This window comes from Nocardia sp. NPDC019395 (assembly GCF_040632335.1).
In the GTDB taxonomy this organism is placed as follows: Bacteria; Actinomycetota; Actinomycetes; order Mycobacteriales; family Mycobacteriaceae; genus Nocardia.
The window spans coordinates 138,071-156,022 of the sequence record NZ_JBEYBT010000004.1 but is presented as its reverse complement, the minus strand read 5'-3'; the positions used below and the strand labels follow the sequence as shown (position 1 = coordinate 156,022).

20 protein-coding genes are annotated in these 17,952 nt (G+C 66.1%); 12 read left to right on the top strand and 8 right to left on the bottom strand.

Annotated features, from left to right (window positions below):
* Window positions 1-5 precede the first annotated feature (5 nt).
* Window positions 6-1,379 carry an ABC transporter substrate-binding protein gene (locus ABZ827_RS14135; protein WP_357236939.1) on the bottom strand — a complete coding sequence of 458 codons (1,374 nt, stop codon included), beginning with the start codon at window positions 1,377-1,379 and terminating at the stop codon, window positions 6-8.
* A 337-nt stretch (window positions 1,380-1,716) separates the two neighbouring features.
* Between ABZ827_RS14135 and ABZ827_RS14130 the strand changes: the two genes are divergently transcribed.
* The 7 genes from ABZ827_RS14130 (at window position 1,717) to ABZ827_RS14100 (ending at window position 7,517) form a co-directional block, all read left to right on the top strand.
* On the top strand, window positions 1,717-2,247 hold the full coding sequence (locus ABZ827_RS14130) for a carboxymuconolactone decarboxylase family protein (protein ID WP_357236937.1): 531 nt from the start codon (window positions 1,717-1,719) through the stop codon (window positions 2,245-2,247).
* Window positions 2,248-2,251: 4 nt separating this feature from the next.
* On the top strand, window positions 2,252-3,514 hold the full coding sequence (locus ABZ827_RS14125; RefSeq protein ID WP_357236935.1) for an aromatic ring-hydroxylating dioxygenase subunit alpha: 1,263 nt from the start codon (window positions 2,252-2,254) through the stop codon (window positions 3,512-3,514).
* Entirely contained in the window at window positions 3,504-3,839 is a 336-nt protein-coding gene (locus tag ABZ827_RS14120; RefSeq protein WP_357236934.1) for a hypothetical protein, read from the top strand. The genes ABZ827_RS14125 and ABZ827_RS14120 overlap by 11 nt, the downstream gene beginning before the upstream one ends.
* 3 nt (window positions 3,840-3,842) lie before the next feature.
* Window positions 3,843-5,057, top strand: a complete 1,215-nt coding sequence (locus ABZ827_RS14115) for an amidohydrolase family protein (RefSeq protein ID WP_357236932.1) — start codon at window positions 3,843-3,845, stop codon at window positions 5,055-5,057.
* Window positions 5,041-5,457 (top strand): nuclear transport factor 2 family protein, encoded by a 417-nt coding sequence (locus ABZ827_RS14110; protein WP_357236930.1) that lies wholly within the window; start codon window positions 5,041-5,043, stop codon window positions 5,455-5,457. The genes ABZ827_RS14115 and ABZ827_RS14110 overlap by 17 nt, the downstream gene beginning before the upstream one ends.
* 71 nt (window positions 5,458-5,528) lie before the next feature.
* Complete coding sequence (locus ABZ827_RS14105; RefSeq protein WP_357236929.1) at window positions 5,529-6,644, top strand: acyl-CoA dehydrogenase family protein; 1,116 nt, start codon at window positions 5,529-5,531, stop codon at window positions 6,642-6,644.
* 51 nt (window positions 6,645-6,695) lie between these two features.
* On the top strand, window positions 6,696-7,517 hold the full coding sequence (locus ABZ827_RS14100; protein WP_357237417.1) for an acyl-CoA dehydrogenase family protein: 822 nt from the start codon (window positions 6,696-6,698) through the stop codon (window positions 7,515-7,517).
* A 79-nt stretch (window positions 7,518-7,596) separates the two neighbouring features.
* Here the strand turns inward: ABZ827_RS14100 and ABZ827_RS14095 are convergent, their stop codons facing one another.
* From ABZ827_RS14095 to ABZ827_RS14080, 4 genes are all read right to left on the bottom strand, one after another.
* A complete protein-coding gene (locus ABZ827_RS14095) occupies window positions 7,597-8,151 on the bottom strand; it encodes a hypothetical protein (protein WP_357236927.1) in 555 nt (184 codons plus the stop codon).
* 364 nt (window positions 8,152-8,515) lie between these two features.
* Window positions 8,516-9,025: a hypothetical protein gene (locus ABZ827_RS14090; protein WP_357236925.1), complete on the bottom strand. Its 510-nt coding sequence runs from the start codon at window positions 9,023-9,025 to the stop codon at window positions 8,516-8,518.
* Window positions 9,026-9,223: 198 nt separating this feature from the next.
* On the bottom strand, window positions 9,224-10,012 hold the full coding sequence (locus ABZ827_RS14085) for an enoyl-CoA hydratase (RefSeq protein ID WP_357236923.1): 789 nt from the start codon (window positions 10,010-10,012) through the stop codon (window positions 9,224-9,226).
* A 119-nt stretch (window positions 10,013-10,131) separates the two neighbouring features.
* Window positions 10,132-11,130, bottom strand: coding sequence for an acyl-CoA dehydrogenase (locus tag ABZ827_RS14080; protein ID WP_357236921.1), 999 nt, complete (start codon window positions 11,128-11,130; stop codon window positions 10,132-10,134).
* A gap of 184 nt (window positions 11,131-11,314) precedes the next feature.
* Here ABZ827_RS14080 and ABZ827_RS14075 point away from each other — a divergent pair, with 184 nt between their 5' ends.
* The 4 genes from ABZ827_RS14075 to ABZ827_RS14060 are packed head-to-tail and all read left to right on the top strand — an operon-like array spanning window position 11,315 to window position 14,407.
* A complete protein-coding gene (locus tag ABZ827_RS14075; RefSeq protein WP_357236919.1) occupies window positions 11,315-11,971 on the top strand; it encodes a TetR/AcrR family transcriptional regulator in 657 nt (218 codons plus the stop codon).
* A gap of 48 nt (window positions 11,972-12,019) precedes the next feature.
* Window positions 12,020-12,874: an acyl-CoA thioesterase domain-containing protein gene (locus tag ABZ827_RS14070; RefSeq protein ID WP_357236918.1), complete on the top strand. Its 855-nt coding sequence runs from the start codon at window positions 12,020-12,022 to the stop codon at window positions 12,872-12,874.
* 28 nt (window positions 12,875-12,902) lie between these two features.
* Window positions 12,903-13,976 carry a dihydrodipicolinate reductase gene (locus tag ABZ827_RS14065; RefSeq protein WP_357236917.1) on the top strand — a complete coding sequence of 358 codons (1,074 nt, stop codon included), beginning with the start codon at window positions 12,903-12,905 and terminating at the stop codon, window positions 13,974-13,976.
* 2 nt (window positions 13,977-13,978) lie between these two features.
* Window positions 13,979-14,407: a nuclear transport factor 2 family protein gene (locus ABZ827_RS14060; protein ID WP_357236915.1), complete on the top strand. Its 429-nt coding sequence runs from the start codon at window positions 13,979-13,981 to the stop codon at window positions 14,405-14,407.
* A 28-nt stretch (window positions 14,408-14,435) separates the two neighbouring features.
* Here the strand turns inward: ABZ827_RS14060 and ABZ827_RS14055 are convergent, their stop codons facing one another.
* From ABZ827_RS14055 to ABZ827_RS14045, 3 genes are all read right to left on the bottom strand, one after another.
* Entirely contained in the window at window positions 14,436-14,717 is a 282-nt protein-coding gene (locus ABZ827_RS14055) for a hypothetical protein (RefSeq protein ID WP_357236914.1), read from the bottom strand.
* A 231-nt stretch (window positions 14,718-14,948) separates the two neighbouring features.
* Window positions 14,949-15,890 carry a methylmalonyl Co-A mutase-associated GTPase MeaB gene (meaB, locus tag ABZ827_RS14050; RefSeq protein WP_357236913.1) on the bottom strand — a complete coding sequence of 314 codons (942 nt, stop codon included), beginning with the start codon at window positions 15,888-15,890 and terminating at the stop codon, window positions 14,949-14,951.
* Window positions 15,887-17,035: a thiolase family protein gene (locus tag ABZ827_RS14045; protein WP_357236911.1), complete on the bottom strand. Its 1,149-nt coding sequence runs from the start codon at window positions 17,033-17,035 to the stop codon at window positions 15,887-15,889. The genes meaB and ABZ827_RS14045 overlap by 4 nt, the downstream gene beginning before the upstream one ends.
* 100 nt (window positions 17,036-17,135) lie before the next feature.
* Here ABZ827_RS14045 and ABZ827_RS14040 point away from each other — a divergent pair, with 100 nt between their 5' ends.
* Window positions 17,136-17,900, top strand: coding sequence for an SDR family NAD(P)-dependent oxidoreductase (locus ABZ827_RS14040; RefSeq protein WP_357236909.1), 765 nt, complete (start codon window positions 17,136-17,138; stop codon window positions 17,898-17,900).
* Window positions 17,901-17,952 lie beyond the last annotated feature (52 nt).

Below are 17,952 nucleotides of genomic sequence, written 5' to 3'. Positions count from 1 at the left end.
ATCGGTTACTTGACGTCCGCCATGGTCTTGCCGACATCGGCCAGTGTCATCGGCTCGCCGTAGTTACCGGTGTACCGGTAGGGCGGGGTGCCGCAGCGGAACAGTCCGTCGTCGGCGCCGAATTCGGGCGCCTTCCAGCCCTCGGGCGTTGCCTGCATAACGTTGAAGCACTTCGGTGCCGGATCCGCGGCGGACAGGTCGTTCGGGCTGTGCAGCCCACCGCCGCTCCACTCCGTCTCCTTCTTCGCATTGTCCACCACACAGGTCCGGGTGAGTTCGGATCCGCAGGCCTTCGCGGCCTTCGCGAACAGCAGCCAGGCCGAGAACGCGCGGATAGCGGGCAGGCTGATCACCGCGTCCGGCGCGTACTTCTCGTACAGCTTCTGCAACTGCTGCATCGCCGGCGACTGATCGGCCAGCTGCGGCGGAACCACGCCACCGAGATCCACCACATTGTTCTGGAAGCTCGCCGAGCGGCCCAGCAGCTCGACGTAGTCGGGCCGGAACGCGTTGTTGGTGGGGTCGATCCAATCCAGCTTGTAATCCATCGAGGTCAGTTTCTCCTCGAGTTTGGCCAGCGGACCGTCCTCGCCGATGAATATGAGGCCACGCACGCCGCTGTTCTTGATGGCCTGGGCGTAGGGCGTCCAGTCGGTCACCCCGCCCACCGGATACAGCTGGTTGTAGACGACCTTCGCGCCCATCGCGTTCAGCGATTCGACGGCCTTGTCGCCGAGGACCTTGGTCACCGGGGAGTCGCCGTTGATGATCCCGATCGCACCGGCCGACTGCGGATAGGCCTCTTTGGTGAGCCACTGCCGGGAGGCGTTGTACGGGTCGTAGTGGGCGAAGGTACTCGGCGAGGCGATCACCTGCAGGTCGGTGCCCAGGTTGGGCTGCTGGGAGATCTGCGCGGGAAAGTCCGGCAGGGTGCATTCCAGCCGTTCCTTCACGCCGAGGCCGTCCAGTCCGGCGCCCCCGCCGACCAGCGCGAAATCGGTGCGGCAGGCTTCCACCATCTTCTGGCGGACGGCCATCACCTTCGAGTCGTGGGTTTCGGTGGTGATGGTGCGGCCGTTGATACCGCCGGCCGCGTTGCACCAGGAGGTGAAGACTTTCGCGGCGTCGACGAATTCGGGGTTCTTGGAGTAGCCGACATCGGTGAAGACGCCCGCGGTGATCTCGCTGTCGGTAACCCCCTGGGTGGGCGAGCCCGAGGCGTCACCGTCGCCGCAGACCCCGGTCAGGTCGCCGAAGTCGGCGACCACGGTGTCGCCGGAGGAGGAGTTCTCGGTTGCGCTGCCACTACGGCCTGAGCACCCGGCGGTGGCGAGTAACGCCACCGCTATCAGGACGGCGGCTGTTCTCTTCGGTCTCACGACGGTCCTTTCTGAGCTGACCCCCATCGGTCAGCCGATCGTGATCGGGCGAGAGGCCCGCCCGTGTACCGAGTTCGAGTCGAATACTCCGGCCGATTGACCGCTTACCCAGCTCTCGGTGAATGAAAACTAGCTTCTCACTTATCGAGAATCAATATCCTGTTTTTCGGGTACACATTGCGGCAGATGACTGTGTCCACTGCGGCAGCGGTCAGCGCGACCAGTGTCACGGGCGACCTCGCCACCTGTTGATACGTCTTCGCGTTGACTATCCGGCCGCCTCGTGGAAATCTGTTATCCGAAAGCGAGAATACCATTCTCATCGAGAGGAGGCGCGATGCGAGTACCACCGCTGCCCGCGGACCGATGGGACGAGAACGTCGACGATGCGCTGCGGGTCATGCTGCCGCGCCGGCTGCGCAACCCGGAATCGGCGAGCAACGCCCTGTCGACACTCGTCCGGCACCCCGCGCTGACCAAGGCGTTCCTCACCCTGAACGTCCATCTGCTGTTCCAGTCGTCACTGCCGGCCCGGCAGCGCGAACTGGCCATCCTGCGGGTCGCGCACCTCCGCGACTGCGTCTACGAGTGGAACCACCACCGCGAGGCAGCGCTCGCGGAGGGGATCACCGAGGACGAGATCGCCGCCGTCACGCGGGGCGAGGCCGCCGAACCGGTCGAGCAGCTGATCCTGCGCGCCGTCGACGAGCTCGACGAGAAGTCGAACCTGTCCGACGCCACCTGGGACGGACTCTGCGCACACCTCGATGAGCACCAGCGGATGGATCTGATCTTCACCATCGGCACCTACAACACGCTTGCCGCAGCCTTCAACACCTTCGGCATCCGATCCGAGTACGAGAGGTAATCCCTTGGCACACTTCAACAAACCGGCAGCGGGTAGCTGGACGGAGCACTACCCGGATCTGGGGACCGAGCCGGTCGACTACTCCGATTCCATCGACCCACAGTTCTACGAGGACGAGCGCGAGGCCATCTTCAAGCGCACGTGGCTCAACGTCGGACGGGTGGAGCGGCTGCCGCGCAAGGGCAGCTACTTCACCAAGGAACTCCCCGCCGCGGGCACCTCGCTGATCATCGTGCGCGGTAACGACAACGAGATCCACGCCTACCACAATGTCTGCCGGCACCGCGGTAACAAGCTGGTCTGGGACGATTTCCCCAATGAGGAGACCTCGGGCTTCTGCAAGCAGTTCACCTGCAAATACCACGCCTGGCGCTACAGCCTCGAAGGCGAACTGACCTTCGTCCAGCAGGAGAAGGAATTCTTCGGTCTGGACAAGGCCGACTACGGGCTCAAGGATGTGCGCTGCGAGGTGTGGGAGGGGTTCATCTTCATCAACCTCGACCACGACGCCGAACCGCTGACCACCTTCCTCGGCCCGATGATCAAGGGCCTCGAGGGCTATCCGTTCCACGAGATGACCGAGGTCTTCAGCTACAAGGCCGAGGTCGGCAGTAACTGGAAGCTGTTCATCGACGCCTTCGCCGAGTTCTACCACGCGCCGATCCTGCATATGAAGCAGGCGGTCAAGGACGAAGCGGACAAGCTCGCCGGCTACGGCTACGAGGCGCTGCACTACGACCTGCAGCCGCCGCATTCGATGATCTCGTCGTGGGGCGGGATGGCGCCGCCCAAGGACCTGAACATGGTCAAGCCGATCGAGCGCATCCTGCGCAGTGGTCTGTTCGGCCCGTGGGACAAGCCCGATATCGAAGGCCTCGACCCGCTGCCCGTAGGTATCAACCCCGCCGGCCACCGGGCCTGGGGTGTGGACGAATTCGAGATCTGGCCGAACTTCTCGCTGCTGTTCTGGGCGCCGGGCTGGTACCTCACCTACCACTACTGGCCGACCGCGGTGAACAAGCACACCTTCGAGGCGAACCTGTACTTCGTGCCCGCGAAGAACGCCCGGGAACGGCTGGCCCAGGAACTGGCCGGAGTGACCTTCAAGGAGTACGCGCTGCAGGACGCGAACACCCTCGAGGCCACCCAGACCATGATCGCGACCCGCACGGTCACCGATTTCCCGCTCAACGATCAGGAGATCCTGCTCCGCCATCTACACAAGACGGCCCAGGACAAAGTGAAGGAGTACCGCAATGGCAACTGAGTCGAAGCTGCCCGCCGAATTCGCCGATCTGGCGAAGTTCGAGGATTGGATTCTGCCCACCGAGCCCGAACGGTATGCCAAGCGGCTCGCCTCCACCATGCCCGAGATGCAGGAGTTCTACGACGCGGGAATGGCACGGCTCGAGGATGCCATCGCCTACTGCGACCGCTTCGATCTCGACGATCTGCCCGACGACGCCCGCAATCTGTTCCACCTGATGCAGTCGCTGATCATGGCCTCGTTCCCGGTGGAGGTCTGGAAACAGCCGCGGGTGCCCGACAGCGGGGCGGCGTACCTGGACATCGTGCGCGAACCGGTGGTGTAGCCCATGCTGACACTGCGGGCAGCCGGACTGCTCGACGTGGACTCCGGCGAGATCATTCGACCCGGAATCCTGCGCGTCGACGGTGACCGGATCGTCGGTGTCGGCGGGGAGCCGGAGGGCGAGATCATCGAATTGGGTGATCTCGTCCTGCTGCCGGGGCTGATGGATATGGAAGTCAATCTGCTGATGGGCGGCCGGGGCGAAACCGGGCTGAGTTCCTCGGTACAGGACGATCCGCCGACGCGGATGCTGCGCGCGGTCGGGAATGCCCGGCGCACGCTGCGCGCCGGTTTCACCACCGTGCGCAATCTCGGCCTGTTCGTCAAGACCGGCGGATATCTGCTCGATGTCGCGCTCGGTAAGGCGATCGACGCCGGCTGGATCGACGGTCCGCGGATCGTCCCGGCCGGCCATGCCATCACCCCCACCGGCGGGCATCTGGACCCCACCATGTTCTCGGCCTTCGCCCCCGATGTACTGAAGCTGACCCTCGAAGAAGGCATCGCCAACGGGGTCGACGAGGTACGTAAGGCCGTCCGATACCAGATCAAACACGGCGCCCAGCTGATCAAGGTCTGCGTCTCCGGTGGCGTCATGTCACTGACGGGAGCGCCCGGCGCGCAGCACTATTCGAACGAGGAGTTGCGCGCGATCGTCGACGAGGCGCACCGGCGTGGACTACGGGTGGCCGCGCACACACACGGGGCGGAAGCGGTCAAAGAGGCTGTCCGAGCCGGGATCGACTGTATCGAGCACGGCTTCCTGGTCGACGACGAAGCCATCGATCTCATGGTCCGCGAGGGCACCTATCTGGTCCCGACCACGCGGCTGGCCGATGCCATGGATGTCTCCAAAGCGGCACCGGAGCTCCAGGCCAAGGCGGCCGAGATGTTCCCGCGCGCCCGGACGTCGGTGAAAGCCGCCTACGACGCGGGAGTCAAGATCTCGGTCGGCACCGACGCACCGGCGATCCCGCACGGCCGCAACGCCGACGAGTTGGTGGCGCTGGTCGAACGGGGGCTCGACCCGCTCGCGGTACTGCGCGCGGCGACGGTCACCGCGGCCGAACTGATCCAGGTCGACGACCGCGGCCGGCTCGCCGAGGGCCTGCTCGCGGATGTGATCGGGGTGCCCGGCGATCCCCTGGCCGATATCACCGTCACCCAGCAGGTGCGGTTCGTCATGAAAGGCGGAAAGGTCTATGGCGGCAAACGATGACCTGATCGAAATCCAGCAGCTGCTCGCCCGCTACGCGGTGACCATCACCAAGGGCGATATCGAGGGCCTGATCGGGGTTTTCACGCCCGACGGCACCTACAGCGCATTCGGCGACACCTACACCCTCGATGTGTTCCCCGAACTCGTCGACGCGGCGCCGAAGGGCCTGTTCCTCACCGGCCTGCCGCTGGTCGAATTGGACGGTGACACCGGCACCGGCACCCAACCGCTGTGCTTCGTGGAGCATTCGAGCCACGATATGCGGATCGGCTACTACACCGATACGTACCAGCGCACCGAGAAGGGCTGGCGGTTACGTACTCGCGCGATGACCTTCATCCGGCGCAGCGGAGTCCACGATTCCGGTATTCCGCACGCATTCGAGCGGCCGTCGGCATGAGTGAGTCAGGCCCGGAGGCGGCAGCGAAGCGTCACCACGCAGGGCCCTCACTCATGCCGCATCGACACAGCATGAGTGAGTCAGGCCCGGAGGCGGCAGCGGAGGTCGAGGAATTCCGGTCGCGGTTGCGTGACTGGCTCGACGAGCACGACCTCACCCCCGGACCCGAACCCGGTTTCGATGCCCAGGTCGCGCATCTGGGCAAGGTCCGGGGGGCGCTCTACGAGGCGGGATGGATGCGCTACGGCTGGCCCGAGGCCGTCGGCGGCCTCGGGGGGCCCGCGTCGCTGCGGGCGATACTCGGTGAGGAGGTCGCCACCCGCGGCCTGGCCGAGCCGGGTATCTACTCCATGGTCGAGGTGCTCGCCCCCACCATGATCTCCTACGCCCGCCCGGAGCTGGCCGCCGAAATGGTGCCCCGGCTGCTGGACGGTAGCGAACAGTGGTGTCAGGGTTTCTCCGAGCCGGGTTCCGGTTCGGACCTGGCCTCCCTGCGGACCCGCGCCGAACAGCGCGGCTCCGAATGGGTGATCAACGGGCAGAAGGTGTGGACCAGCCTGGCGCAGTTCGCCTCTCGTTGTGTACTGCTGACCCGCACCGGCCCGGGCCACGATGGAATCACCGCGTTCTTCGTCGATATGGACACCCCGGGGATCACCGTCCGCCCGCTGCGCACCATGCACGGTGTCGACGAATTCGCCGAGGTCTATTTCGACGACGTCGTGGTCGACGAGGCCCGGATGCTCGGCCGGCCCGGCGACGGCTGGCGGGTCGCGATGGATCTGCTGCCCTACGAACGGTCCACCTGTTTCTGGCATCGGATCGCGCATCTGTTCACCCGGCTCGATCGTGTGCTCGACCAGACCGCGGTCGGCGACGACGCCGATCTCGGTGCCGCCTACCTGGCGTTGCACACCGTGCGCTGCCGCTCCCGGGTGACCCAGCGGCGCCTGGCCGACGGCGCCGCGCTGGGTCCGGACACCTCCATCGACAAGGTCTTGCTGGCCACTGCCGAACAGCAGCTGTTCGATACCGCCCGGGATCTGCTGCCCGGGGAGATCGAACTGGACGATACCGAGTGGCGTTCGGAATTCCTGTATTCCCGGGCAGCGACCATCTACGGCGGCACCGCCGAGATCCAGCGCAATATCATCGCCCGCCGCCTGCTCGACCTGGGAAAGGAGTGAGCGGTGGACGCCGCCGAACAAACCCTGCTCACCGATACGTTGCGCAAGACGATGGCCACCGCCACCGGCACCGCGCTGTATCCGGCCTTACGCGACCTCGGCTGGTACGACCTGCTCACCGGTGACGATACCGCCGAAATCGCGGTCCCCCTGGTATTCCGGCTGCTCGGCGAGACCGGGAGCCATGCGCCGCTGATCAACGATGTGGTGGCGCGCGCGGCGGATCGGCCCTTCGGCCAGGCGATACCCCTGCCCTTCACCGGAGGTACCTGGGTGCGCTGGGATCCGGAAGCGGATCCCGCGCCGGAAATGCTCGACCCCGAACTTCCGCTGTATCGTCTCGGCGATATCACCGAACTCCCCACGGCCGCGGCGACAGTCCCGCTGGAGAGCGCTCGACGCGCCCTGGGCTGGTGGCTGACCGGTTCCGCGCGCGCGATGCTCGGGCTCGCCCGTACACACGCACTCGAACGGGAGCAGTTCGGCCGGCCCGTGGCGGGATTCCAGGCGATCCGGCATCGGCTCGCCGAAACGTTGGTCGCCATCGAAGGCGCCGAGGCGACCCTGGCCCTCGTACCGGACGACGCGCACCACCCGGCCCACGCGGATATCGCCGCGCACCGACCGGACCGATACGATTCGCTCGGCGCGTCACTGGCCAAGGCCGCCGCGGGTCGTGCGGCGTTACTCACCGCCCGCAACTGCCAGCAGGTGCTGGGCGGAATAGGTTTCACCGCCGAGCACGAGTTCCATCGTCATTATCGGCGTGTTCTGGTTCTGGACGGGCTGCTCGGCAGCGCCCGCGACCTCACCCGGGAGGCGGGCGCGACTCTGCGCGAGCTCGGTTACGCCCCCCGGCTGGCACATCTGTAACCCGCCTACCGGCCGTTGCCCCTGGTCGGCGCGCCAGGGGTGCGGGCCGAAGAATTGTTGCCGTTCTGGTGAACTCGGGTCAGGCGCAGGCCCGCGAGGTGCCCCCGGAGATCGCGACCAGGCCGCACATGGTGGTCGCGGCGATCTTCCAGCCGTCCGATTCTTTGATCGCGTGTCCGACCTGATCGGTCACTACCGCGTTACCGGAGATATTCAGGGTGAAGCGCAGCTCGGCATTCAATCGGTCGAGCAGTGCGACGTCCGCGATTTCGATCGTGGTCAGCGCGGTACGAATATGGTTCGCCATACCGGAGATCTCGGCCTCGAAATCGCTCCCGCGTTCGACCAGGGCCATCCGATCCACCGTCGGTGTCGCGGGTGCGAAAAAGGCCTGGTACACACCGGTGATCGACGCCGCGGCGACGATCGGCGAATCCGGGGTCGCACCACCGGCATCCTGATTCGCTACCGCGCCGGGAGCGTCGATCGCCACGTCGCCGGCGGGCGCTTGGGTCGTCGGAAGTACATAACAGTTATCGGGCCCGAGGAAATCCCCGCAGCCGGTGATCGCGCTGAGCGAGAGCGCGACTCCGCAGGCAGCGGCGGTCCGCGCTACCCGGTGTCTTCGTGACATCGGTTCGTCTTTCTGGAGAGTGATGATGTGCCACCACGGAAACTGTGTTCCATTGGGGCCGCGGGGAGTTTAGCCCGACATCCTCATGGGTACGGACGGATTCACATGTTTTGCCGGATGGACGTCCGGTAAATATTGTCTACCCTGGTCAGCTCATGCGTGATCCACTCCGCACCAGCGATATCGGCCCTGCCGGACAGGACGTTCGGCGTGCGGGCGACCAGAGGTCCGGGTGACGTATCGATACTGCGCAAACCGATACGACGCACCCGGCCTCCGGCCGCCCGCGCCGACATACACAACGGCGACAGCGGTCCCGAGCCGAAACAGATTCCGGGACAGCGTTTCGATACCCGCGCCGGGATCAGCTACAGGCGGGGATGACCTGACCGGTGCCCTGAACCGCGAGCAACGAACAGAAGGTCATAGCGGCGACCTTCCACGTGTCACCCTCTTTGATCGCCTGCCCGGACTGATCCGGGAGCACCGGATTACCGCCCAGCAGCAGGGTATAGGTCACATCGGCGGTCTTGTCGTCCACAACCTGCACGGCGAAAACGGTCACACTCGTGCCCATGGCGCGCGGGTCGGACGCCATCCCCTCGAGGAAGGGCTTGAACTCCGTCCCCTTCTCGACCAGGCCGGCCCGGGTCGCGGGGTCGGCCTTACCGTCGAAGAACGTGACGAAGGCGTCGTTGATCGCCTTCTGGGTCTCCGGGGACGCCGCGGCGGGCGCGGCGGAACTGGTGGCGGCGGGGGCCGAAGTTGCCGCGGCCGCGCTGTCGTCGGAATCGCCACAGCCGACTACGGCCGCGGCGGTGAGGGCTATCAAGCCGAATATGGTCGTGGCACGCCGCAATCTGATGGATCTCATGGCGGAAACCTTTCCGATGGACATTCCGAATTGTCGTCCATCCGTGGAAATTCGAAAAACAGTGTTCGGGGCGGTCGCAATTCGGTTACGCTGCCCGTGTCGGAAGAATCCCTGACTGCCGGTTTCCGTCTCGGCGGCACTTCTTCGATAACGGGGGATCGTTACCGCGGCGAACGGGAACGATCCCCCGATTCATATCTATTTCATGTTCGTCTTCATCTGATCGAGATCGACCAGGATCGGATAGCCGCTCACACTCAGTGCGTTTCCGTGCCCGGTGGAATGGATATCGAAAACGGATTGGATCGCGGCGTAGAAACCCTGAACATCGAGTGTCTGGTTCACCGCCCGCTTGGCCTGGCGCAACCCGAACGGCGGCATCTTCGCGATCTGCCCCGCCAGCTCCGAGGTCTTGGCCGGCAGCTCGTCGAGCGGAACCACCATATTGACCATACCGGCCTGCTCGGCTTCCTGCGCCGTGACCGGCCGCCCCGTGAACAGGATCTCCTTGGCCTTTCGGTGACCGAGTTCCCAAGTGTGCCCGTGGTATTCGACGCCGCCTATACCCATCATCGCCACCGGATCGGAGAACAGCGCGTTATCCGCGGCCACGATCAGATCACAGGGCCAGCACAGCATCAGTCCGCCGGCGATACAGCGGCCCTGCACGGCCGCGATCGTGGGCTTCGGGATATTTCGCCACCGCAGCGTGTACTCCAGATACCGGCGGCTCTCGGTCTGATAAATCCAGTCGAGAGTGATCTTCTCCGGTTTGGGCCAGCTGTCGTCCTTGAGATCGTGGCCGGCGGAGAAATGCTTTCCCGCCGCGTTCAGAACGATCACCACAGCATCGTCGTCGTTGGCCGCCCGGGTCCATGCGGCGTCCAATTCGTCCAATAATGCCGAATTCTGCGCATTGGCCGCTTCGGGGCGGTTCAGAGTTATCGTCGCGATCTTGTCGGCAACCGCGTAGTCGATATAGGACAAAACAATGCTCCTCGGTTCCGGGGTGCACCGGGCACACACCCGATGCTCGTGTTCCGTTTGCTACGCCACCCGGCTGCCGGAACGACCGGCACCCGGGCGCGATCCCATGATGGCGCCGATCACCGGCGCGCCGCGCTGTACTCCCGCGCCACCACCGCGCGATGGACGGCCGCGCCGCCGAACAGCAGTTCCCCGGCCTTCGCCCGTTTGATCGCGAACTGCAGGTCGTTTTCCCAGGTGAACCCCATGGCACCGAACAACTGCACACCGTGCCGGAACACCACCGACTGGCATTCCCCCGCCGATGCCTTCGCCATCGCGGCGGCCAGTTTGCGGCGCGGATCGTTCTCCGCGAGACACAGGGCCGCGAAGTAGCCCAGGGCCCGGGCCCGCTCGATGGCCAGATGCATATCGGCGGCCTTGTGCTGCACCGCCTGGAACGCACCGATCGGGGTATCGAACTGACGCCGCGTCCGCACATGGTCGAGAACGAGATCGAGAATGCGCTGACACGCACCCACCGTGGTGAGTGCCAGGCCCGTCAATGCCAATTGCCGGGCCCGTTCCGGATCACCCGCGGCACGATCACCGTCGGAGACCCGGACATTGTCGAAGGTGACCTCGGCGACGTGCAGGACCGGATCGAAGACCTGGACACGCCGGGTGGTGACAGCACGCGCCGGCACGACGAACACCCCCGCCGCGGTGACCACGGCCAGCTGATCGCAACGGTCACCGTCCAGCACCTGACTCGCGGTGCCGCGCAACAGCCAGCCGTCACCGTCACGTGTCGCGGTGACCCCCTCGAAAACCGCGGCGCCGGAACCCTCGGTACCGGCGAAATCGCCTGCCAGCGGCGCGAACTGGGTCATCGTGGCGAGATAGGGCGTCGGATCGGTGGCCCGGCCCAGCCCTTCGAGCACGATACCGAGCTCCACGGTCGCTTCCGGCTCCACGAGTTCGGTCCAGCCGAGTTCGACGTAGGTCTTCCAGAGCCGGTCCGGCTCGGCGCCCGCGTCCACGATCTCCCGGATCACTGTGGCGGGGCATTCCTTGGCAGTGACCTCACGGACCGTATCGCGGAGCAGCCGTTGGTCGGCATCGAACTCGAACAGCATCCGGGCTGCCTCCTGTCGGCGGGGTTGCGTTACGTTCAGGAGAATAGCATTCTCTTGAGATGAAATTAATAGTCTCCTCAATGGCGCGAACACCGGACGTGCCTGCCCGGACATGCGACGTTCTCCGGTACAGTGCACCCATGTTCTCCACATATGGGATCGATGGGATCGGACGGGCCAGCCGGTGACCAGCCCAAGCGAGGAACCGGCCTGGAAGCAGCGCGCCGTCGAGCGGTCCATCCGCACGGCGAAGCTGCGCGCCGAACAGCGCGTGCAGCGCTTTCTCGATGCCGCCCAGGCGATCATCACCGAAAAGGGCACCACAGACTTCACGGTCCAAGAGGTCGTGGACCGGTCGAAGCAGTCGCTGCGCAGCTTCTACCTGCAGTTCGACGGTAAGCACGAACTGCTGCTCGCGCTGTTCGAAGATGCCCTCAGCCGCACGGCCGAACAGATCCGCGCCGCCGCGGCCGGTAAAGAAGACGCCCTGGACCGCCTCCAGCTCGCCGTGGAGCTCCTCTACGAACTGTGCCGCCCGGACCCCACCGCGCAGCGCCCGCTGTTCACCGATTTCGCCCCGCAACTGCTGGTCAGCCACCCGGCACAGGTAAAGGTCGCGCATACGCCGCTGCTGGCGCTGTTCACCGAGCTCATGATCGACGCCCATAAGAACGACCTGCTGCGCGAAGAGGTCAACCCGCGCCGGATGGCGGCGATGGTGATGCAGACGGTGATGTTCACGGCGCAGTCCAACGGCGGTATCGACGACGAGACCGCGTACCCGATCTCACCCGAGGAGATCTGGGAATTCTGCGCGCGCGGGTTCGCTCGCCGAATCTGAGCGAGAATACCGTTCTCCAAATCAGAGATACGGGTTTACACTCGATGTATGCCCGATCTCTGGACCGACCTTCTCGCTTGTATGGATCTGAGTCTGCGCCCCTCCGTGCCGCAGACCGACGACACCGAACCGGCACCCACCCCGGACCCGCAGGCCACTCTGTCGGTGTTCGAGGGCCCGAATCAGCAGTTGGAATACCATCGGCTGTTCGGCGGCCAGCTGCTGGCGCAGTTCCTGCGCGCGGCGACATTCGCGTGCCCGGACAAGACGGTCAAATCGGTGCACGTCATCTTCGCCCGCGAGGGTAAGAGCGACGCCCCGGTCTACTACGTCGTACAGCCGCAGCATCGCGGACGCTCGTTCGCCACCCTGACCATCGTCGCGCGGCAGAAGGGCGATGTTATCGCCACCGCGCTGCTGTCGATGACCGCGCTGGAAGACGGCCGGGAGAATCAGGAGATCGCCGCGGTACCACCGGTTCCGGGCCCTGAGCATGAGGTCGAGATCGGCCTGATTCCCTGGGAGACCCGCTCGCTCACCGACCTCAACGACAAGGCTGCCGGGCCGGCCGAATACGACCTGTGGATGCGCACCCCCGAGGTCGGCCCCGAACTCGCGCCCGGCCTGGTGTCCTATGCCACTGATCTGAACGTGATCGGCACCGTGCTGCGCCCGATCGAAGGTTTCGACCACAGCGGCAACGGCACCGAGTTCACCTCCGCCACCACCTCGCACACCCTGTGGTTCCATCGCCCGTTCCGTAGCGACGATTGGTTGCTGCTGCGACACGAGGGCCTGGTCATGGCACATGGGCGTGCGTACGGCCGCGGCGATGTGCTCGCGGCGGACGGCACCCTGGTCGCCTCGTTCGCGCAGGAAGCCCTGCTGCGGTTCCGGCCCTGAGCCACCCGGCACGACCGATAGGCGAGCAATGCAGCCCTCTCCTCTGGCCACCTCGGCCGCATATTCCGACGGACCGTACCGAGTTGTCCAATGGGCCACCGGCACCATAGGCGCCCGCGCCCTGCGCGCGATCGTCGAGCACCCGAACCTGACCCTGGCGGGCGTGTATTCGCACAACACTGCCAAACAGGGCCGCGATGCCGCCGAACTCTGCGGATCGGATACACCGACAGGGGTTCGCGCGACCGGTGATATCGGCGAAATCCTGCGCGCGGCACCGGATTGCGTGCTCTATATGCCGCAGACCTGCGATATCGACGAGGTCTGCCGGCTCCTCGCCGCCGGTGCGAATATCGTCACCACGGCCGGTGTCTTCCACCATCCCGGCAGCATGGACCCCGAGGTCCGGGCCCGGGTCGAGGCGGCGTGCGCGACCGGCGGTACCTCGATCCACAGCACCGGCAGCAGCCCGGGATTCATCACCGAAGCCGTTCCCCTGGTGCTGGCTTCGATCCAGCGGCGCCTCGATACGCTCAGCATCCAGGAATACGCCGACCTGTCCCGGCGCGACTCACCGGCGATCCTGTTCGACATCATGGGATTCGGCAGTCCTCCGGGTGAATTCGCCCAGTTCCGGTTGGATCATCTGCGCAACAGTTTCGGACCGTCGCTGCGGCTGCTCGCCGACGGAATCGGGCTGCCCCTCGACGAGGTCACAGCCTCGGGTGAGTTTGCCACCGCGACACGCACCTTCGATATCGCGGCCGGCACGATCGAGCAGGGAACCGTAGCGGCGCAACGCATCACGATCTCCGGGACGAGCGGCGGCCGCACCGTGCTGGGCTTCCAGGCCATCTGGCACTGCGGTGAACAGGCGGAGACCGAATGGGAAATCCGCCCCACCGGCTGGCATCTCAGCGTGGAAGGGGACGCCCCGCTCGAAATCGATATGGTGTTCCCGTTCCCACTCGACCAGATGGCCGAACACTCCCCCGCCTATACCGCGAACCGGGCCGTCAACGCGGTCCGCTACGTCTGCGCGGCGGCACCGGGCATCCGGACCGTCCTCGACCTGCCCCCGATCACCGCGACACTGGGATGAGAATGAACGACTACGAAGCGATCCGCGCGCTCAAATCCCGCTATTTCCGCCTGATGGACACCAAGGACTGGGCCGGTTTCCGGCAACTGTTCTGCGACGACGTCGTCATCGACGTTTCCGGGTCGGGTGGTGAGGTGATCACCGGCGCCGACGAATTCCTCGCTTTCCTGACACCCAGGATCGGCGACGCGATCACGATCCACCACGGCCACACCCCGGAGATCGACCTGATCTCCGATACCGAGGCCACCGGAATATGGGCCATGGAAGACCGCCTCACCTTCCCGGACGGCACCCGGCTACACGGTTTCGGTCACTACCACGAGACCTACGCGAAAATCGACGGCCGGTGGAAAATCCGCTCCCAGCGCCTGACCCGCCTGCATATGGATTTCACCCCCGCACAGGACAAACCGGCGGGAGCCGGCTGAACGGGGCCGCACAGCCAGGTGGTTGCCGTCAGGTCCGGCGCATGAACGCGAACAAGACGCCACCGCCGTTGATGCCCCGGTCGACCACGGTGACCAGTTCCCAACCCTGGGATTCGAGCCACTCGATACCGTTGGCCAGGTGGACAACAGGCTCGAAGACCGCGCGCTCGACGCCGGCTCTGCCGAACACGAAGTCGCCGGACGGCGATGAACTCAGAACCAGGTTCCGGCGCGGATAGGACCGCAGGTCCACCGCGCCGTTCAAAACGGCGAACACATCGAAGATCGGTCCGGATGCGGGAGCGTTCACGCCTCCATCATGCTGTATACGTCCCGAGCCGCACATTGTCGTCGCGTCGCACGCTGTACGGCCCCCGAGCCGGAGCGCCCATCCTCCTTCCGCAATGAGACTTACTGCGGCGCTCTGCTTCTGGTCACAGGCGCGCCCCGACGAGCCCGTATATCCTCGGTGCCGGATCCAGGTCAGCGGCCGCCCCGGGCGCAAGCCGCTACCCGGAGGAGCGCTTCCGTGCGGGAGCGGTCATCCTGCCGAGGCGTCCTCCATTTCCGCGGTGGACTCCGCTGGGTTCTCCGCGGCCCGAGGGGCCAAGCGTTCGGCGGCTGTGTAGGGATCGCAGTGCCCGGAGGCGACAGCGTCGGCGAGCGTATCGAGGTCCGGATGGGACCGCAGCCTGGTGTAGACGAGTGACAGGATCTGCGATCGCGCCCGGGCGGCCCGCCGGTCGGCGGTATCGGCGCGATGGTGATCGTCGATCGCGGTCACCAACTCGGGGATACCGGTGCCGTCCGCGGCGACCGCGGTGAGGATCGGTACGTCGGATTCGGCCCGCAGCTCGCGGACCGTCTGATCGGCACCAGGGCGGTCGGCCTTGTTCACCACCAGCAGATCGGCGACCTCGAGCAGCCCGGCCTTCGCTGCCTGCACGGCATCGCCCGCGCCCGGGGTGAGGAGCACGACGGTCGGATCGGCCACGGCCGCGATCTCGATCTCCGACTGTCCGACGCCCACTGATTCGATGACCACGAGATCGTAGGACAGCGCGCCCAGCAACCGAATCGCCGCGGGGACCGCCGCCGACAGACCACCCAGATGCCCGCGGGTGGCCATGGAGCGGATCAGCACCTGCGGATCGTCGATATGGGCTGCCATCCGGATACGATCGCCGAGCAGGGCGCCGCCGCTGTACGGCGAGGAGGGGTCCACGGCCAGTACGGCCACCCGCAACCCTTGCGCCCGGTAGGCGCCGACCAGGGCGGCGATGGTGGTGGATTTGCCCGCACCGGGAGGGCCGGTGAGACCGACGACGCGGATGGCCGCGGGGTCCAGTAACTCCAGTACCTCGGCACGCCGGTCACCTTCGATCAGGGTGAGCAACCGGCCCGCGGCGCGCACCGATCCGGTACGCGCCGCGGCGATCAGGGTCGCCGGGTCGCCGCCGGCGGCGCGGGGGGTGCGGGTCACGGGGCGGCGACCTCGAGGACCGTTGCGGAACCCATACCGCCGCCGGCGCACATTGCGACGATTGCGAGTCCGCCGCCGCGGCGGCGCAATTCGTGGATGGTGGTGACGATCATCCGGGCGCCGGTGGCGGCGACCGGGTGGCCGAGGGAGCAGCCGCTGCCGTTCACGTTCACCAGGTCCGCGTTCAGGTCCAGGGCACGGACGGCGGCGATCGGGACCGATGCGAACGCTTCGTTGATCTCGAACAGTTTCACCTCGCTCAGCGAGATCCCGGCCTTCTGGGCCGCCTTGGTGATCGCTTCGATCGGGGCCAGACCGGTTTCGGCGGGGTCCACGCCCACCGAGGCCCAGGACCGGATGGTGGCCAGGGCCGGCAGGCCCAGTTCGTCGCTGGCGACGGTGAGCAGGGCGGCGCCATCGTTGGCTCCCGCGGCGTTGCCCGCGGTGATCGAGAAACCTTCGATCTCGGGGTGCAGGACCTTCAGCGACGCGAGTTTCTCCAGGGTGGTGCTCCGGCGCGGATGTTCGTCGACCGCGAACTGCCCGAACGGTGTATCGATCGGGACGACCTCGTCGTCGAACCGGCCCTCGTCGATCGCGGCGATCGCGTTACGGTGCGACCGCAGCGCCCAGGCGTCCAGGTCTTCCCGGGAGATCCCCGATTTCACCGCGGCGTTCCAGCCCACCGTGATCGACATATCCAGGTTCGGCGCGTCCGGACGGTCCGGATGCGAGGGCGAGGTCCACGGATCCACCCATTCGTCCGGGCCGACCCGGAACCGCGATTTCGGGCCGGTGGAATCCGCGTTGACCCCACCCGCCAGCACCAGCCGGTCCATCCCGGCCCGGATACCCGCCGCGGCGGTCTGGACGGCCGCCATCCCGGCGGCACAGTGCCGGTTGTGGGCCAGGCCGGGGACTCCGGTCAGCCCGGCGGTGATCGCGGCGTGCCGGGCGATCACACCACCGCCGTAGCGGCCTTCGCCGAGGACCACATCATCGATGGGGGCATCGGTGTCCAGCTGTTTTGTCGTCGCTTCGACCACGTGGTGAGCGAGGTCGAATGCGGTGGTTTCCCGCAGGGTTCCCTTTCCGGCGGTACCGATCGGGGTGCGCAGCGCGGATACGATCACGGCTTCGGGCATCAGTTCTCTCCAATTTCCGCCACGTCGACGATCTTGCCGATATACATGAGAATAGTATTCTCTCAATCTGAGAGCGAGAATCGCAAGAGAGGGAAGCGCTATGCAGATCGAGGGAAGTTCGGCGATTGTCGTCGGCGGTACGGGTGGACTGGGCGAGGCGACCGTCCGGCGGCTGCACGCCGCCGGCGCCAAGGTGGTGGTCGCCGACGTCGCCGACGACAAAGGCAAAGAACTGTCCGACGAGCTCGGTATCCGCTATGTGCATACCGACGCCACCAGTGAAGAGTCGGTTCAGGCGGCCATCGAGGAAGCGAAATCGCTCGGCCCGCTGCGTATCTCGGTCGACACCCACGGCGGCCCCGCCAGCGGCGGCCGGCTGGTGGGCAAGGACGGCTCGCCCCTGGCACTCGACGGGTTCCGCACCACCATCGAGTTCTATCTGACCGCTGTCTTCAACGTCATGCGACTGTCCGCCGCGGCGATCGCCGAATCCGAGCCCGCCGAAGAAGGCGGCCGCGGGGTGATCGTGAACACGGCGTCCGTCGCGGGTTACGAGGGCCAGATCGGCCAGCTCCCCTACTCGGCCGCCAAGGGCGGCGTGATCGGGATGACCCTGGTGGCCGCCCGCGACCTGTCCCCGCTGGGTATCCGCGTGGTCACCATCGCGCCGGGCACGTTCAACACCCCCGCCTACGGCAAGGCCGCGGATCAGCTGGAACAGTACTGGTCGCCGCAGATCCCGTTCCCGAAGCGGATGGGCCGCCCGCCGGAATACGGGCAGCTGGTGCAGTCGATCGTGGAGAACGATTACCTCAACGGCGAGGTCATCCGCCTCGACGGCGCGCTGCGGTTCCCGCCGAAGTGAGTTCCGCGGAATCGGCCCGCGACAGAGTCGAACCGCAGGGCCGGGCCGGGGC

What these genes read in the sequence shown, in the direction of transcription:
- ABZ827_RS14060 (WP_357236915.1), top strand. Translation starts at nt 13,979, where the DNA reads ATGAACGACTACGAAGCGATCCGCGCGCTCAAATCCCGCTATTTCCGC.
- ABZ827_RS14105 (WP_357236929.1), top strand. Translation starts at nt 5,529, where the DNA reads ATGAGTGAGTCAGGCCCGGAGGCGGCAGCGGAGGTCGAGGAATTCCGG.
- ABZ827_RS14040 (WP_357236909.1), top strand. Translation starts at nt 17,136, where the DNA reads ATGCAGATCGAGGGAAGTTCGGCGATTGTCGTCGGCGGTACGGGTGGA.
- ABZ827_RS14120 (WP_357236934.1), top strand. Translation starts at nt 3,504, where the DNA reads ATGGCAACTGAGTCGAAGCTGCCCGCCGAATTCGCCGATCTGGCGAAG.
- ABZ827_RS14070 (WP_357236918.1), top strand. Translation starts at nt 12,020, where the DNA reads ATGCCCGATCTCTGGACCGACCTTCTCGCTTGTATGGATCTGAGTCTG.
- ABZ827_RS14095 (WP_357236927.1), bottom strand. Translation starts at nt 8,151, where the DNA reads ATGTCACGAAGACACCGGGTAGCGCGGACCGCCGCTGCCTGCGGAGTC.
- ABZ827_RS14115 (WP_357236932.1), top strand. Translation starts at nt 3,843, where the DNA reads ATGCTGACACTGCGGGCAGCCGGACTGCTCGACGTGGACTCCGGCGAG.
- ABZ827_RS14130 (WP_357236937.1), top strand. Translation starts at nt 1,717, where the DNA reads ATGCGAGTACCACCGCTGCCCGCGGACCGATGGGACGAGAACGTCGAC.
- ABZ827_RS14045 (WP_357236911.1), bottom strand. Translation starts at nt 17,035, where the DNA reads ATGCCCGAAGCCGTGATCGTATCCGCGCTGCGCACCCCGATCGGTACC.
- ABZ827_RS14110 (WP_357236930.1), top strand. Translation starts at nt 5,041, where the DNA reads ATGGCGGCAAACGATGACCTGATCGAAATCCAGCAGCTGCTCGCCCGC.
- ABZ827_RS14080 (WP_357236921.1), bottom strand. Translation starts at nt 11,130, where the DNA reads ATGCTGTTCGAGTTCGATGCCGACCAACGGCTGCTCCGCGATACGGTC.
- ABZ827_RS14065 (WP_357236917.1), top strand. Translation starts at nt 12,903, where the DNA reads ATGCAGCCCTCTCCTCTGGCCACCTCGGCCGCATATTCCGACGGACCG.
- ABZ827_RS14100 (WP_357237417.1), top strand. Translation starts at nt 6,696, where the DNA reads ATGGCCACCGCCACCGGCACCGCGCTGTATCCGGCCTTACGCGACCTC.
- ABZ827_RS14090 (WP_357236925.1), bottom strand. Translation starts at nt 9,025, where the DNA reads ATGAGATCCATCAGATTGCGGCGTGCCACGACCATATTCGGCTTGATA.